The organism is Mycobacterium sp. E735 (assembly GCF_001666955.1).
Taxonomy (GTDB): domain Bacteria; phylum Actinomycetota; class Actinomycetes; order Mycobacteriales; family Mycobacteriaceae; genus Mycobacterium.
Genome location: NZ_LZIX01000191.1, coordinates 1 through 15,358, shown reverse-complemented (window position 1 = coordinate 15,358; position 15,358 = coordinate 1). Strand labels below are relative to the sequence as shown.

Here is a 15,358-nt window from a genome sequence, read left to right as displayed (position 1 = left end):
CGGTTGACGGTGTGCAGGTAGGGGATGGCGAGGAACGGGGTGATGTAGAAGATGTCGTAGAGCCACCAGCCGACGACCGGCAGCACGACGCCGGCGAAGCGCACGTCGGCGAACATCGTCATGTTGAAGACGTAGGTAATCCAGATCACCACGCCCATCCAGCAGGTGACGACCATCCACTGATGCCCCCAGCGCTTCATCTGCAGGAAGCCGATGGCGGCGGCGATGCGCATCGTGAACACCGTCAGGATCAGGCCGACTTCCAACGCCTTTTCGCCAGGTCCGGCCGCGCCGCCGACCCACAGCTCGTTGTAGTGCCAGAAATAGCCCGCATCGAACATGTTGCCCCAGCCGTTGAGGAGCACGCGGGCCAGCAGCGTGTGGTTTGCCACCAGGTCAAGCGCCCATCCGACGGTGTTGATGGCCGCGTCGATGATGACCAGATAGCCGAGCAGCGTGACCAGCATCGGCCGCACCGAGAGGCCGTCTCGCTGGGCCCGCCGGAGCAACCGGACGCCCCAGAGAAACAGCGGTAGGCCGAAGACACCCAGGGCCGCGGTACCGATCAGCAGGCTGCCGGAGATGAGCCATCTATCGGCCTGACGCTGCGCCAGGTGCGATCGCTCCACGTGCTCGTCGATGGTCAGACCGGAAGCGGGGCGGGCGGCGACGGTGTCGGCATTGGGCTGGCCCAGCTTCGGCGGATTCACGAACCCTCCCCGGTCGTCAACGCTGATTGGATAGCCTGCGCACTATAACAGGCTGACTACAGTCAGCGTAAGAGCTGGCGTAATAGCGACCGGTGTCCCACAAGAAACTGGGCGTTACGCCGCTGCGCGGCGTGATATGGCCTTGAGGCCCACGCTCTTCAGCGCTGCACGCTCCGCAACGTCCGCGCGACGTAATCCTCCAGCAGCGCGCGGCCCGTAGGCCAGTGGTTGGTGGTGATCAACAACGAGTACAGGCCGAGCAAGAAGAACACCGCGCTGTTCATCGGGCTGACCTCGGGATCGATCTCGCCGCACTCTTGAGCCTGCGCGATCTCCCGGGCGACCAATACGATCAAGGGGTGATCCCGGCCGTCCTCGGTGGGCGGACGAGTTTGTGAGAAGTGCAGGGCGAGAAAGTCGTTGAAGAGCCGATCGCCCAGCCGTCGTTCCAATCCCACCACCAGGCGGACCGCCTCGTTCAGCGCGGAAGCGAGATCGTGCTCGGCCTTCAAGAATTGCGCGAACTGCTTGGCGATACGGTCCTCTTCGCGGCGCTCCAGTTCCAGCAGAACATGCTCCTTGGTGGGGAAGTGGAAGAAGAAGGTCCCGTGGGCGACGCCGGCGGCGGCCACGATGGCGCCGACGTCGGCCTCGGCCATCCCGGCCCGGGCGAACTCCGCGATCGCGGCGCCCATCAATCGCTCCCTTGTCTGCAGGCGCTTCGCTTCTCGCGCCGACAGCCGGTCCGTCACAGCCATTTCATCCCTCGCAAATTGACCTGACTCGAGTCTGATTTTCCGGGCTAACCCGACAAGTATGACGTGCTCCGCTCAGAAAGGCTTGCAATATCTGGTCATTGTTGGACGGTACACGCTGTTTCCAGCCTGAATGCCAGAGATTCATTGACTAAAGTCAGTAAAATTCATAGATTGAACGGCGCATCCGTCGCACGCGGCCGAAGGAGTCCAGCATGGCATTGGAGCAGTTCCGGTTGGACGGACAGGTCGCGATCGTCACCGGCGCCGGGAAGGGCGTCGGGGCAGGCATCGCCCGGGTGTTGGCGGAGGCCGGGGTGACTGTGGTCGGGACCGCCCGAACCGAGGCGGATATCGTTGGCACGATTGAGGATATCGAGGCGGCGGGCGGTAAGGGGTTGGCGCTTGTCGCGGACGCGACGAGTCGCCCGGACGGTGAACGCGTCGTGCAGACGGCCATGGAGCGTTTCGATCGCATCGACATTCTGGTCAACAACGTCGGCGGGTCGACCTACGCGCGGTTTCTGGATATCACCGACGAGGATTTTCGGCATACGTTCGACTGGTGTGTGACCTCCGCCTTCATCATGAGCCAGCTCGTGGCACCGCACATGCTCAGTGCCGGACACGGTTCCATCATCAACATCTCGTCGGGATCGGCGCGGTTCGGCATTCGGGCGCTGACCGCGTATTGCGTCGCGAAGGGCGGACTCGAAGCGCTGACCCGTGCCATGGCACAGGAACTCGCCCCGAAGATCCGCGTCAACGCGATCGCCCTGGGCTCGTTCGCCACCGACGGCCTGAAGGGCAGCCTGGATCTGATGCCCGGATCACTGGAGAAGATGCAGGAGGCCACCCCGCTGCACCGGCTTGGCGACGTCGAGGACCTCGGGCGGCTCGCGGTGTATCTCTGCACGCGCGATTGTTACGCCACCAACGCGACCTTCCACGTCGACGGCGGCATCGACTCGAACAATTCACCGTTGCCGATACCCGATTACTGACCTGCCCGGCGCCTGAACGCGTGATGATGGGCTCGGCAGCTTCCTGAAAGGATGTGGGGTAACGGTGCGCAGAGTCATACAGTTTTCCACCGGAAACGTGGGTCGGCACTCATTGCGGGCGATCATCGGTCGACCGGATCTCGAACTGGTCGGAGTGCACGCAGCGAGCGCGGAGAAGGTCGGCCAGGATGCGGCGCGGCTGTGCGGGCTGGACCAGCCGACGGGCGTCGTTGCCACCGACGATGTCGACGCCCTGGTCGACCTCGGCGCCGACTGTGTGGTCTACACGTCTCAGGGTGAGACCCGGCCGATGGAAGCCATCGAGCAGATGGCCAGTTTCCTGGCGGCCGGGACCAACGTCGTTGGCACGTCGATGGTCTGGCTGGTGACTCCTCGCCACGCCGACGATTGGCTTCGCGCGCCGTTGGAACGTGCCTGTGCGGACGGCAATTCGTCGCTGTACATCAACGGCATCGATCCCGGCTTCTCCGGCGATACGCTGGTGCACTCGGCGGTGAGCCTGACCACCCGCGTCTCGTCGATCACCGTGCAGGAGATCTTCGACTACGGAAACTATGACGACGCCGAGTTCACCGGTGCCGCAATGGGCTTCGGTTCGGCACCGGACGACGACTCGCCGATGATGTTCCTGCCCGGGGTGATCGTGTCGATGTGGGGAGGCCAGGTCCGCAGCCTGGCAGACAACCTCGACATCGAACTCGACGACGTGCGCCAGCGCGTCGAACCCTGGTACACGCCAGAACGAATCGAATGCACAATGATGACGGTGGAGCCCGGCCGAATGGCCGCCGTGCGCTTCGCCACCGAGGGCGTGCGCGCGGGGAGGCCGGTGATCACCCTCGAGCACGTCACCCGGCTCACCCGAGCCGCGGCGCCCGACTGGGAGTTTCCCCCCGATGGGCATACCGGTGTGCACCGCGTCGTCGTCGAGGGTGAGCCGCGGGTGGAGATCAACACCCACGTTTCGCATCCCGTCTTGGATTCCACTGATGCCGGCTGCATTTCGACGGCGGCCCGCGTCGTCAATGCGATCGACTGGGTATGCCGCGCGCCGCAGGGGCTCATCGGCGTGGAGGACATCCCGCTGTCCGCCACGATGCGCGGTGTGATGTGGGACGAGCGGTAGGGCCTAGAGCGGCCAGCTGTTCGGCCCGATCTCGTAGCGCAGCGCGGCGGCCGGAGGCAACGACTGTCGTTCGTTGACCGAAATCGCATCGACGACGAGTGCGACGTAGCGTCGCCAGCCGTCGCTACCCGCATCCATCGTCGACAGCACGCTGAAGAGCATCGCGATCAGGCGGGGTAGGTCGTCGCTGACCAGGTCGGCGCGGATGCTGCCGGCTCGCTGACCCTCGAGGGCCAGCTCGGCGAGCGCGACGTTGAGCGAAACCGAGATGTCGGACGTGAGCGCCCCGGCCCGGCGCGCAGCGGTCAGCAGGTTGTGTTCGCGGGCCCCCAACGAGATTGCCGCTTCGATCAGTTGGGTGAGACCGCGCAGCGCGTCATCGGCACGGCGGACGGTCTCGATCACCGGCGTGAGATCCTCCGCGATGCTCTGATCCAGGGCGGCCCGCACCAGGTCGGCCTTCGTCGGGAACCTGCGGTAGAGGGTTCGCTCACCGACGCCGGCGCGCCGGGCGACGGCCTCCACGGGCGCATCCGGCCCCAGCTCGCCATAGACGTCTCGTGCCGCGCGCAGAATGCGCTCGACGTTGCGCGCCGCGTCCGCCCGCAACGGTCGATCCTCAACCGCGGTCATCCCGACAGCCTAACTGACGGTTGACTGCCAACTAGCCTGGCTTTACGCTCTAACAACTGGCAGATACCTGACACTTAATCAGAAACACGGTTCATGGCAATATCTTTCGATGCGTCGGATCCCTGCTCCGACGCGAATCTTCCTGTGCTGCCCGCCCCGCGGCCGGCGCATTGCCCGCTCGCAGCTCCGCCCGAGTTCGACGAATGGCGCAAACAGCCCGGCCTGCGGCGGGCGATGTTCCAGGGCAGCCCGGTTTGGGTGGTCAGCCGCTACCACGACATCAGGGCGGCGCTGGTCGATCCGCGCTTGTCCGCGAAGACCATTCCGGACTCCATCCTGCCGACGGACGCCGACAACAAGGTCGCGGTGATGTTCGCACGGATCGACGACCCCGAGCATCATCGGTTGCGGCGCATGATGACGAGCAACTTCACCTTTCGGCGTTGCGAAGCGATGCGGCCGCACATCCAGGAATGGGTCGACCACTATCTCGGCCAGATGATCGAGCACGGCGCACCCGCCGATCTGGTGCGCGAATTCGCCTTGCCGGTGCCGTCGATGGTGATCGCACTGCTGCTGGGGGTGCCGCCCGAAGACCTCGAACTCTTCCAGCACAACACCACCAAGGGGCTTGACCAGAAATCGACCGACGAGGAAAAGGGCCAGGCGTTCGGGGCCATGTACGCCTACATCGAGGAGTTGGTGCAACGCAAGGCGCGCGAACCCGGCGACGACTTGATCAGCCGCCTGCTCACCGAATACGTCGCGACGGGCCAACTCGATCACACCACCACGGCCATGAACAGCGTGATCATGATGCAGGCCGGCCACGAAACCACCGCCAACATGATCTCGCTGGGAACGGTTGCGCTGCTGGAACATCCCGACGTGTTCGAGCGGCTCGGACAGACCGAAGCCCCGGCCGTCATCGCCAACACCGTCGAAGAGCTGATGCGCTACCTCACCATCGTGCACAGCCAGGTCGATCGCGTGGCGACCGAAGATCTGACCATCGGCGGTCAGCTGATTCGCGCGGGGGAGTACGTCATGATGAATCTGCTCGCCGGGAACTGGGACGCCGAGTTCGTAAACAATCCCGAATCTTTCGACGTCGACCGAAACACCCGCGGGCACTTGGGCTTCGGCTACGGGGTGCATCAATGCATCGGAGCCAACCTGGCCCGGGTCGAGATGCAGGTCGCATTCGCCACGCTGGCGCGCCGCTTACCCGGGCTCAAACTTGCGGTATCCCCGGCGGAACTGAGGTTCAAAGACGCCAACATTTATGGCATGAAAGAACTTCCGGTCAGTTGGTGAACATGGCCACCGCGCTGCGATTCGACGGGCAGGTCGCCGTGATCACCGGTGCGGGCGCCGGCCTGGGCAGGCAGTACGCGCTGTTGCTTGCATCGCGTGGCGCGCGCGTCTTGGTCAACGACATCGGCGGCTCGGTGACGGGGGACGGATCCAACGCCGCAGTGGCGGGCGCCGTCGTCGACGAGATTTGCCGGCTCGGTGGTGAGGCCGCCGCCGACAACAACAGCGTGACGAGTCCCGAAGGCGCGGAAGCCATCATCGACACTGCCCTGCGCACCTGGGGGCGGGTGGACATCCTGATCAACAACGCGGGCATCGTCGGCGACGCGCCGTTCGAAGACATGACCGCCGACCGGCTCCGACCCCTGCTGGATGTCCACTTGAACGGTGCGTTCTATGTGACGCGGCCCGCGTGGCGGGCCATGCGCGAACGGCGGTACGGCCGGGTGCTCAACACCTGCTCGGCCGCGGGAATCCTTGGCGCCGAGCGCATGAGCAACTACGGCGCGGCGAAAACCGGGTTGATCGGGTTCACCCGGGTGCTGGCCGCCGAGGGCGCCGAGCGCGGCATCAAGGTCAACGCCATCGCGCCGATCGCCTACACCCGGATGCTGACGCACTCGCTCGACGGGGCGGGTCAACAGGATGACCCCGCGTCGCAGGCGGTGATGAACGACCTTGTGGGCCAATACCTTCAGAAGCTGGACGCGGCGCAGGTCGCCCCGGTGGCGGCCTTCCTGACCCACCGCGATTGCCCGGTGTCCGGGGAAATCTACACGGTGGGGGCCGGACACGTCGCGCGCTTCTTCATCGGCCGGACAAGGGGCTTCTACGACCCGGGGTTGTCGATCGAAGGTGTGCGTGACCATTTCGATGAGATCCGCGACGAAGCCGGCTACACGGTTCCGCGAGGGCCCGCGGACGAGATGGCCGAGCTGTTCGCGACGATCATGAACAGCTGAACGCCGTGCCGACACCGTCCGGCGCCGGCCCCGGCTTCAGGCAGCCGAACGGCTCGATGCCCGCGGGACCCAGGTGTGCGGCGGATTGGTGGGCGTAGTTCACGCAGTAGAGTCCGGTTTGATCGGCCCGGCAGCGATAGTCGCCGAATGACAGCGAGTCGCCGTTGGCCAATTCCGGACCGTTGCCGTTGATGAACGGACCGGGATCGGCGCGCGACGCACCCACCTGCAGATTCACGCCGTCGAAGGTCACCCAACCGCCCTGCCAATCGCCGTACGAGGTCGCGGGCGCGGCCGGCGGATTCGTCAGGCTGACCAGACAGACCAGGGCGGCACCCGTGTGCTTGGAATCGGTCATGCAGGATGCTTTGCCGGCGACGGCCGAGAACGCGAGGTCGTTGCCGAGCGGCGTGGCCGCACCGTCGCGAATCGCATCGTGATAGCGGCCGGGGTCCGCGGGATGGCCGGCCTCGATCCACGCGATGACGTCGGAGATCGAGGCTCCAGCCGCCGGCGCCGCCGAGGGGGCCGGCCCTTTGCCCCCGGAGGGGGTGGAAGAAGCGCTTCTCGACGTTGGCGTTTGCTGAGACTGGCCGCCGACCGTGTGCGAGCAGCCGGCGATCAGTAACGACGCTGCAAACAGCGCGACGATCCGCATCCAGTCAGGCTAAACCGCCGTGGCCGCGAATAAGGCGCTGCGCGCGCGTTACGCCCGTCATGTCGGCTAACGTCGGGTTATGCATCAGCGCACCGTCCGCGCACGCACGACCATCGGCACCGTGGAGGGTTTCACCCGCGACGGCGTCCACCGCTGGCGATCCATCCCCTACGCCCGGCCGCCGGTCGGGCCGCTGCGCTTGCGGGCACCCCGGCCGGCGCAACCGTGGTCGGGTGTGCGGCACTGCCACGGCTTCGCCAACTGCGCACCCCAGCAGCGCCGCTACACCATGCTCGGCTGGTCCGGTCTTGGAGGCCGTTATCAGCCGATGGGGGAGGACTGCCTGACCCTCAACGTCGTCACTCCCGAGGGGCCCGCCGAACAGCCGCTTCCCGTGATGGTCTTCATCCACGGCGGCGGCTACATCCTGGGTAGCTCGGCGACGCCGCTCTACGACGGTGCGGCGCTCGCGCGCCGCGGCTGCGTGTACGTGTCGGTGAATTACCGCCTGGGCGCGTTGGGATGCCTGGACCTGTCGTCCCTTTCGACCCCGGACATCCCCATCGACAGCAATTTGTTCCTGCGCGATCTGGTGCTGGCGTTGCGCTGGGTGAAGGACAACATCTCCGCGTTCGGCGGAGATCCGGACAACGTCACCATCTTCGGGGAGAGCGCCGGCGCGCACATCACCGCCACCCTGTTGGCGGTGCCCGCCGCCGAAGGGCTGTTCGCGCGGGCGATTTCGGAGAGCCCGGCCGCCGGCATGGTCCGGTCGCGCGAGACCGCGGCGGAATTCGCGACGCGCTTCGCCGAGCTGCTGGGCGCGCGCCCGGAAAACGCCGCCGAGGTGTTGATGCGGGCGTCGCCGGCGCAACTCGTGGACGCTCAACACCGGCTGATCGACCAGGGCATGGAGGACAGGCTGGGCGCCTTTCCGATCGGCCCCGTCGCCGGTGACGATGTCGTGCCCACCGATCCGGTCGAGGCGATGCGCGGGGGCCGGGCCCATCGGGTGCCGCTCATCGTCGGCACCAACGCGGAAGAGGGTCGGCTGTTCACCCGCTTCCTCAAGATGCTGCCGACCAATCAAGCCATGATCGAGGAGTTGCTGGCCGACACGGAACCTGCTGCACGCGAACGCATTACCGCCGCATATCCGGATTACCCCGCGCCATCGGCGTGCATCCAGCTTGGTGGCGATTTCGCGTTCGGGTCGGCGGCCTGGCAGATCGCGGAGGCGCACAGCGCTCACGCGCCGACCTACCTCTACCGGTACGACTTCGCGCCTAGGACGCTGCGCTGGTCTGGGCTGGGCGCCACCCATGCCACCGAGTTGCTGGCCGTCTTCGACGTCTATCGCACGCGATTCGGTGCCCTGTTGACCGCCGCCGCGGACCGGCGCGCCGCGCTGCGGGTGAGCAACCAGGTGCAACGGCGTTGGCGGGCCTTCAGCCATTCCGGCGCGCCGGGCGACGACTGGCCCACCTACAGCACCGCCGACCGCGCCGTCATGGTGTTCGACCGCAAGAGCCGCGTCGAGTTCGATCCACACCCGCACCGCCGGATTGCCTGGGACGGCTTCTCCCTGGCGCGATGACCTGGCACGCTGACCCTCATGCATGCCGACACCGCGCAAATCATCGAACGACCCGGCGACCTCACCGCAGCATGGCTGGAATCGGTGATCGGCGCCGGGCCCGTCGCCGATTTTGCCGTGGAGCGCATCGGCACCGGACAGATGAGCGAGTGTTACCGCGTCCGGCTCAGCTATGCCGATGGCGCGGCGAAGGCCGGCAGGCCCGAGTCGGTGGTCCTGAAGGTGGCGGCGACCGACCCGGTGAGTCGGCAGACGGGGCTGGCCCTCGGCCTCTACGAGCGCGAGGTGCGATTCTACGGCGACATAGCGCCACGGCTGGGCGGCCCGATAGCGCCCTGCTACCACGCCGCGGTCGACAGCTCGACGGGCGCGTTCGATCTTTTGCTCGGCGACGCCGGGCCGGCGGTCGTCGGGGACGAAATCGCCGGTGCCACAGCCGAACAGGCCCACCTCGGCGTGGTCGAGCTGGGTCGGCTGCACGGACCGCTGCTCGGCGACACCGCGCTCGCCGAAGCGCCGTGGCTCAACCGCGAATCGCCGCTCAACCAGGCGATGCTCGCCCCGCTGTACGCGGGCTTCATCGACCGCTATGGCGAGCAGATCGCGCCGGAGCACCGGATGGTCTGCGAACGCCTGGTCGCGTCCTTCGACGGCTACCTGGCCGCCGAGTCGGCGCCCGACCGGATCCTAGGGCTGATGCACGGTGACTACCGCCTGGACAACCTGCTGTTCGGCACCGCCGGGGCCGAACGCCCGCTGACGGTCGTCGACTGGCAGACGGTGTCCTGGGGGCCCGCCCTGACCGACCTGTCGTACTTCCTCGGCTGCGCGCTGCCGACCCCCGATCGCCGGGAGCAGTACGACGCGTTGTTGCGGGCCTACCACGAGGCGCTGGGGCCTGCGGCGCCGCTGTCGCTCACCGACGTCGCCGAAGGTGTTCGCCGACAGAGCTTTTTCGGCGTGATGATGGCGATCGTCTCCTCGATGCTGGTGGAACGCACCGAGCGCGGCGACCGGATGTTCATGACCATGCTGCAACGACACTGCGACCACGTGCTCGACACCGACGCGCTGGCGACGCTGCCCGCCGCGCAGACGCCCGAAGCCCTGCGGCCCACGGTGGAGGACGAAGGTGCGCACGCGGCGACCGCCGAGCCGCTGTGGAGCGAGAGCTGGTACTCTGACTTCGCCGACGCGGCACAGGGATTGGGCGGCTGGTTCCGCCTCGGCCTGATCGCCAACGAACGGAAGGCCTGGGTGCACGCGCTGCTGTGCGGCCCCGACATGCCCACCGTGGCCGTCGACGCGCAAGTACCGCTGCCGGCGGATCCGTGGGACGTGCGCAGCGATTCCTTCGAGCTCGGCCACTCCGCGACCACCCCGCTGCAGACCTACCGCGTCGACCTGCGTGCCCACGCCCAGTCGTACCCCGATCCGTCGGCGCTGTTGCGCGGAGAGCCCGGCACCCCCGTCGAGATGACGATGAGCCTGGTGTGGGCCACCGACGGCATCCCGTACAAGTACCGGTTGACGACGCGTTACGAGATCCCATGCACGGTCTCGGGCACGGTCACCATCGACGACACCAATTACCGCCTTGAGTCGGTCCCCGGCCAGCGCGATCACTCCTGGGGCGTGCGCGACTGGTGGAGCATGGACTGGATTTGGAGCGCGCTGCACCTGGACGACGGCACCCATCTGCACGGCGTCAACATCCGGATTCCCGGCGCACCGGCATTCAGCATCGGCTACTCCCAGGATGCCGCGGGAACGGTCACCGAGCTGCAAACGGTGGATTCACGAGAATCGTTCGGCGCCAACGGGTTACCACTCCGCGCCACCTTGGCGCTCAACCCCGGCGAGATCACCGCGGACGTTCAGGTCCGCGGCCAGGCGCCGGTGCGTCTGATCGCCGCGGACGGGCGGGTGAGTCAGTTCCCGCGCGTCTGGGCGAGCGTCCGGACCGCCGACGGACGCAACGGCGCCGGCTGGCTGGAATGGAACCGCAACCTGGCCGAACGGTCCGAGTGAGCGGACGGGGCCCCGTCGTGGTGATGGGCGTTTCCGGATCGGGCAAGTCGACCGTGGGAGTCGCGCTCGCGCGCCGCTTGCAGGTCCCCTTCGTGGACGCCGACACCCTGCACCCGCGGGCCAATATCGCCAAGATGGCGGCCGGGGAACCGCTCGACGACCACGACCGCTACCCCTGGCTGGAAAAGGTCGGTGAGTGGCTGGCCGGGCACCGCGGCGGCGGGGTGGTCAGCTGCTCGGCGTTGAAGCGCAGGTACCGCGACCAATTGCGCGCGCACTGCCCGCAGGTCGAATTCCTGCACCTCGCCGGTTCGCCCGCGCTCATCGGCGGTCGGCTGGCGGCCCGCACGGGCCATTTCATGCCGCCCGCGCTGTTGCGCTCGCAATTCGACGCGCTGGAACCGCTGGGCGGCGACGAGGCCGGCGCAACCGTCGATGTCGATCAGGACGTCGACGCGATCGTCGACGGCTTCCTACACGAGGACGGATGACCGGTCAGGACAGCTTGCGACGGCCGGCCTTGACCTGCTCGCCGACCCTTTCGCGTGCGGTGTCGGCCAGGTAGCCGCCTCGTGCGCGGGCCGTCTCGGCAAGGTAGGTGCCGCGGGCGCGGGCGGTGTCGGCGAGGTCCTCGCCGCGGTCCACAGCCGTGCTGGCCAGTTCTTCGCCGCGCTTACGCGCCTTCTTCGCCAGCTTCTCGCTACGCTTGCGCGCCTTCTTGGCCAGTGGCGCGGCCCAGTCGGCGGCTTCGTCGGCGAGTTCTTCGCCGCGCTTGCGGGCCTTCTTGGCGAGTGGCGCGGCCCAGTCGGCGGCTTCGTCGGCGAGTTCTTCGCCGCGCTTGCGGGCCTTCTTGGCCAGCGGCTTGCTTCGATCGGCGGCGGTGCTGGCGAATTCGCGGCCGCGTTCGAGCGCGGCCTCGGCGTACGGCGCCCCCCGTTCCGCGGCGGTGCTCGCCAATTCGCGGCCGCGCTCGGCGCCGACCTGCAGGCCGTGCACGATCTTCTCGCCCAACTCCGAGAAGTCCGTGTCGAAGCCGTCATCGGAGCCGGGCAGCGCCGACGACACCCGCTCGGAGAGCCGCTCCGCCGCGCGCCGGCCGCGCCATCCGAGCGACGGCTTGCCCGCGGTGTCCGCCGACGCGATCAGCAACCCGCCGACCAGGCTGAGGTCGGTGAGGAACTGCTGGCGCTTCTGCGCCTTGGCCTGCGGGTCGCTTTCGTTCCAGAACGAGTGCGCCCCGAGGTTGGCCGGCAGCACGGTGAAGGCGAGCGCCGCCGACGCGACGCGCGGCAGCTTGCCGGTGGCCAGCAGCAGGCCGCCGCCGATCTGGACGGCGGCGTTGATTTGCGCGAACGTCTCCGGGTCGCTCGGGATGGCCCCGCTCACCGAATTCGGCAGCGCCTGCAAACCATCCACTGCCGGCGCGGCGGCCGCCGCCGCCGACTTGGGGTTGAGCAGGGAGTTGACTCCTTGGCCGATGAAGGCAACTGAAAGCAATGGGCGCGCGATTCTCCGGATCACCATGGCCGGGGGATTACCCGACTCGTTGACGGACAAACCGCCCAGCCCATACGTGCAGCTGAGGCGCCATCCGGGGCGACACCGATAGGGTGAAAGCCGTGAGGGCGTTGATCATCGTCGACGTGCAAAACGACTTCTGCGAGGGCGGCTCGCTCCCGGTCCCCGGCGGCGCCGCCGTGGCGGCCGCCATCAACGGCTACCTGGCCGGCGAGCCGGGATACCGGCACGTCGTAGCAACCCAGGATTACCACGTTCGCCCGGGCGACCACTTCTCCCACCGGCCGGACTACTCATCGACGTGGCCACCGCACTGCATCGCCGGCAGCCCGGGCGCGGACTTTCGCCCCGACCTCGACACCAGCCGGATCGAGGCGGTCTTCCGCAAGGGCGCCTACGCCGCGGCATACAGCGGGTTCGAAGGGGTCGACCAGAGCGGGACCACGCTGCTGGACTGGTTGCGGCGGCATGGGATCGACGAGGTCGACGTGGTCGGCATCGCCACGGAACAGTGCGTGCGGGCCACGGCCGAGGACGCCGCGCGGGCCGGCCTGACCACCAGGGTGTTGGTGGACCTGACCGCGGCTGTGGCCCCGGATTCGGCCGCGCGGGCGCTGGCGGAAATGCGGTCCGCGGGCGTCGAGCTGGTCAGGGGACAGTGATGGGGGTGGCACCGGAGCGGGAACGCCTCCTCGCCGCCGTCGAGCGCTCGCCGCGGGCGGCCGCCGCGCACGACCGCGAAGGCTGGGTGGGGCTGTTCGCCGACGACGGCCGCGTCGAGGACCCGGTCGGCTCGCGTCCGCACGTCGGTCGGGAACGGATCGGCCGTTTCTATGACACCTTCATCGGCCCGCGCGACATCACATTCCACCGCGACCTCGACATCGTCTTCGGCACGGCGGTCCTGCGTGACCTCGAGCTGGAGGTCGCCATGGGTTCCGGCGTCACCATGTACATCCCCGCGTTCCTGCGCTACGACCTGCTAGAGGTCAACGGCGACTGGCGCATTGGCGAACTCCGGGCCTACTGGGAACTCCCCGCCATGATGCGCCAATTCCTGCGAACCGGACCACGCGCGGTGCCGCCCGGGCTGCAACTGTCACGAGGCCTGTTGAACAATCAGCGACTGAGCGGCGCGGTGGGCTTCATCGCGGCATTCCGGCGGGTCGGTGCGCGGCACAAGCAGTCGGTGCGGGCGTTCCTCGACGCCGCCACGGCCGGGGATCGAGACGCGGCTGCCAGAGCGCTAACCCCAAGCACTGCAATAACTCTCGGCGACGACGAGGTACTCGACCTCGCCGGGCTCGTCGAGCAACTCGACGGCGCCGGCGGCACGAAGATGATCGGCGCGGGCAGCACAGTGGTGGTTTCGCTGACCTCCACTCGCGGGCGGGCCATCATCTTCGCCGACATGACGTGGCGGCCGAATGCCATCAACCGAATCCGCTACTTCCCGGCCTGAGGGTCCCGCGGTCCACCAGCGCCGGCAAATTTGCTCAAAACCGGCGTCGACATATTGCCCGGAGCGCGACGGTGCCGTACAAATAGCTGTCCCCGAAGGGAGTCGACGATGGGTATGGTGCGGATCTTCGGCGCGGGAATTGCATTCACCGCCGCGCTGAGCGTTGTCACGGCTTGCGGCGGAAAGGAAAGCACCTCTGCGTCGTCAAGCTCGTCGAAAACGACTTCGTCGTCGACGGCGACGTCGAGTTCGACAGCGTCGACGACGACGAGCGGCCCGACGTCCGGAAGTGCACCACTGGGCGACTACACGTACCTCCTCCTTCAGGCGAGCGACGTCGGCATCGACGTCGGAACGACAGGTCCCCCCACGCAGAATCCCGGTGGCGTCGCCGGCGCCGGGGTGACGTTCATCAATCCCGACCACACACGCAGCATCGACGACCTAGTCGTCGTGTTCACCGACCCGGCGACCGCCGCGCAGCAGGCCAAGGAGCGCGCCCAGTCGTTCGGCAAATACGTCACCGGCGCCCCGCAGCCATTCGAGGTCGGCACCAACGGACTGATCGCGGTGGGAACCTCGCCCGACAACTCAAAATCGGTGACCTACGTGACATTCGCCGAGAGCAGGGTGGGCGTCGACCTGGAGTTCGACAGCCCGCCCAACGATCCCGCCCCGCGGGATGTCGTGCTGGACATGGCCCGCAAACAAGACCAACTCGTCAAAGACCGCTTGCCCAGCTAGCGGGGCTCAGTGCACGACCATCAGCGCGAGCGTCGCCGCCGATAGGCACAAGTAGGCGCCGGGAAACGCGATGTTGTACAGCACGTGGGCCCGCAGGTGGGTCACGACCGCGCCGACGAAAAACAGCACCAGGCCGATAGCGGCCGCGATTCCCAAGGCGCGCAGCCCGACAACTCCCACGACGAGTCCGGCCGCCCCGGCCAGCTTGACCGTCGCCAGCGCCGGCAGCCACGACCGCGGCACCCCGACTTCGGCCGAGTTCGCCAGCACGAACCTGGCGGGGACGAGGTCGGCCACGGCGATCCCGGCGGTGATGGCGGCGGTAAACACCGTGATCACGACGCATGCGGTGGTCATGGGTGCCAAACCCCTGCCCGGCAGCCGGTTTCGCGGCGGGGAGCCGAACGGTGGCCGCGCGTTCCGCGGCGCACAATCGATAAGGTCATGGTGCTGGCCTCCTTTGCAACAGAGGGCTCGATGGACTCGGTCATTTTCTTGACGGTTCCTCTGCGGAAAAGGTGACCCATGAGCGCGCATAAGAATTTGGCCGATCTCGCGCGGCGCTTCGACGCCGACCGGCGGCACCTGAGTGCGGTCGCGTTCCAGCTGTTGGGCTCGGCCGCCGATGCCGAGGACGCGGAGCTGGTCGTACGCCTCGCGGGCGGTGATGGTGGTGAACCAGCCGGTGAGGTTGTCGACCGCGCCGTAATCCGCGCGGCTGGCCTTCAGCCACGCCGACTGGACCGCGTCCTCGGCATCGGCGGCCGAGCCCAACAGCTGGAACGCGACCGCACTCAGGTGCCGCCGGTCGGCGTCGAAG

The 15,358-nt window shown here is 67.5% G+C and carries 16 protein-coding genes and 2 pseudogenes; 11 read left to right on the top strand and 7 right to left on the bottom strand.

Going from position 1 to position 15,358, the window contains the following annotated elements; translation table 11 throughout:
* Both A5704_RS15195 and A5704_RS15190 read right to left on the bottom strand, forming a co-directional pair.
* The coding region (locus A5704_RS15195; protein ID WP_067782210.1) for a hypothetical protein at nt 1-710 on the bottom strand (710 nt) is incomplete at its 3' end.
* Between the two features lie 158 nt (nt 711-868).
* Nucleotides 869-1,468 carry a TetR/AcrR family transcriptional regulator gene (locus A5704_RS15190; protein ID WP_067782213.1) on the bottom strand — a complete coding sequence of 200 codons (600 nt, stop codon included), beginning with the start codon at nt 1,466-1,468 and terminating at the stop codon, nt 869-871.
* 212 nt (nt 1,469-1,680) lie between these two features.
* On the opposite strand from A5704_RS15190, the gene A5704_RS15185 reads away from it, so the two are divergent.
* Together A5704_RS15185 and A5704_RS15180 are read left to right on the top strand one after the other, a co-directional pair.
* A complete protein-coding gene (locus tag A5704_RS15185; protein ID WP_067889722.1) occupies nt 1,681-2,469 on the top strand; it encodes an SDR family NAD(P)-dependent oxidoreductase in 789 nt (262 codons plus the stop codon).
* A 64-nt stretch (nt 2,470-2,533) separates the two neighbouring features.
* Nucleotides 2,534-3,616 (top strand): dihydrodipicolinate reductase, encoded by a 1,083-nt coding sequence (locus tag A5704_RS15180; RefSeq protein WP_067889718.1) that lies wholly within the window; start codon nt 2,534-2,536, stop codon nt 3,614-3,616.
* A gap of 3 nt (nt 3,617-3,619) precedes the next feature.
* On the opposite strand, the gene A5704_RS15175 is transcribed toward A5704_RS15180, so the two are convergent.
* Complete coding sequence (locus A5704_RS15175) at nt 3,620-4,249, bottom strand: TetR/AcrR family transcriptional regulator (RefSeq protein WP_067760862.1); 630 nt, start codon at nt 4,247-4,249, stop codon at nt 3,620-3,622.
* A gap of 93 nt (nt 4,250-4,342) precedes the next feature.
* On the opposite strand from A5704_RS15175, the gene A5704_RS15170 reads away from it, so the two are divergent.
* The gene (locus A5704_RS15170) at nt 4,343-5,566 is read left to right on the top strand and encodes a cytochrome P450 (RefSeq protein WP_082950135.1); all 1,224 of its coding nucleotides are present in this window, start codon (nt 4,343-4,345) and stop codon (nt 5,564-5,566) included.
* Nucleotides 5,567-5,568: 2 nt separating this feature from the next.
* The gene (locus tag A5704_RS15165) at nt 5,569-6,528 is read left to right on the top strand and encodes an SDR family NAD(P)-dependent oxidoreductase (RefSeq protein ID WP_067889716.1); all 960 of its coding nucleotides are present in this window, start codon (nt 5,569-5,571) and stop codon (nt 6,526-6,528) included.
* Here the strand turns inward: A5704_RS15165 and A5704_RS15160 are convergent.
* On the bottom strand, nt 6,515-7,186 hold the full coding sequence (locus A5704_RS15160) for a hypothetical protein (protein ID WP_067760856.1): 672 nt from the start codon (nt 7,184-7,186) through the stop codon (nt 6,515-6,517). The two genes, A5704_RS15165 and A5704_RS15160, sit on opposite strands and share 14 nt — an antisense overlap.
* Nucleotides 7,187-7,265: 79 nt before the next feature.
* On the opposite strand from A5704_RS15160, the gene A5704_RS15155 reads away from it, so the two are divergent.
* Genes A5704_RS15155 through A5704_RS15145 form a run of 3 tightly spaced genes read left to right on the top strand, consistent with a single transcriptional unit; the run spans nt 7,266 to nt 11,305 of the window.
* Nucleotides 7,266-8,783 carry a carboxylesterase/lipase family protein gene (locus A5704_RS15155; protein ID WP_067889713.1) on the top strand — a complete coding sequence of 506 codons (1,518 nt, stop codon included), beginning with the start codon at nt 7,266-7,268 and terminating at the stop codon, nt 8,781-8,783.
* A gap of 18 nt (nt 8,784-8,801) precedes the next feature.
* A complete protein-coding gene (locus A5704_RS15150; RefSeq protein ID WP_067760853.1) occupies nt 8,802-10,814 on the top strand; it encodes a phosphotransferase in 2,013 nt (670 codons plus the stop codon).
* Nucleotides 10,811-11,305: a gluconokinase gene (locus tag A5704_RS15145; RefSeq protein ID WP_082950134.1), complete on the top strand. Its 495-nt coding sequence runs from the start codon at nt 10,811-10,813 to the stop codon at nt 11,303-11,305. The genes A5704_RS15150 and A5704_RS15145 overlap by 4 nt, the downstream gene beginning before the upstream one ends.
* Before the next feature lie 4 nt (nt 11,306-11,309).
* Here A5704_RS15145 and A5704_RS15140 read toward each other — a convergent pair whose 3' ends face one another.
* Nucleotides 11,310-12,338 carry a DoxX family protein gene (locus A5704_RS15140; protein WP_067760849.1) on the bottom strand — a complete coding sequence of 343 codons (1,029 nt, stop codon included), beginning with the start codon at nt 12,336-12,338 and terminating at the stop codon, nt 11,310-11,312.
* A 95-nt stretch (nt 12,339-12,433) separates the two neighbouring features.
* On the opposite strand from A5704_RS15140, the gene pncA reads away from it, so the two are divergent.
* The 3 genes from pncA to A5704_RS15125 all read left to right on the top strand — a co-directional run bounded on the left by pncA (nt 12,434) and on the right by A5704_RS15125 (nt 14,538).
* On the top strand, nt 12,434-12,994 hold the full coding sequence (gene pncA, locus A5704_RS15135) for a pyrazinamidase PncA (protein WP_082950136.1): 561 nt from the start codon (nt 12,434-12,436) through the stop codon (nt 12,992-12,994).
* Nucleotides 12,994-13,794, top strand: a complete 801-nt coding sequence (locus tag A5704_RS15130; protein ID WP_067889705.1) for a ketosteroid isomerase family protein — start codon at nt 12,994-12,996, stop codon at nt 13,792-13,794. The genes pncA and A5704_RS15130 overlap by 1 nt, the downstream gene beginning before the upstream one ends.
* A 108-nt stretch (nt 13,795-13,902) precedes the next feature.
* Nucleotides 13,903-14,538: a hypothetical protein gene (locus A5704_RS15125; protein ID WP_067760843.1), complete on the top strand. Its 636-nt coding sequence runs from the start codon at nt 13,903-13,905 to the stop codon at nt 14,536-14,538.
* A 6-nt stretch (nt 14,539-14,544) separates the two neighbouring features.
* Here the strand turns inward: A5704_RS15125 and A5704_RS28385 are convergent, their stop codons facing one another.
* On the bottom strand, nt 14,545-14,895 hold the full coding sequence (locus A5704_RS28385; protein WP_067889725.1) for a DoxX family protein: 351 nt from the start codon (nt 14,893-14,895) through the stop codon (nt 14,545-14,547).
* Between the two features lie 168 nt (nt 14,896-15,063).
* Between A5704_RS28385 and A5704_RS28380 the strand changes: the two are divergent.
* Nucleotides 15,064-15,177, top strand: a pseudogene (locus tag A5704_RS28380) (RNA polymerase subunit sigma); the annotation flags it as partial.
* On the opposite strand, the pseudogene A5704_RS29765 reads toward A5704_RS28380, so the two are convergent.
* Nucleotides 15,172-15,358: pseudogene (locus A5704_RS29765) on the bottom strand (sigma factor); the annotation flags it as partial. The pseudogenes A5704_RS28380 and A5704_RS29765 overlap by 6 nt on opposite strands.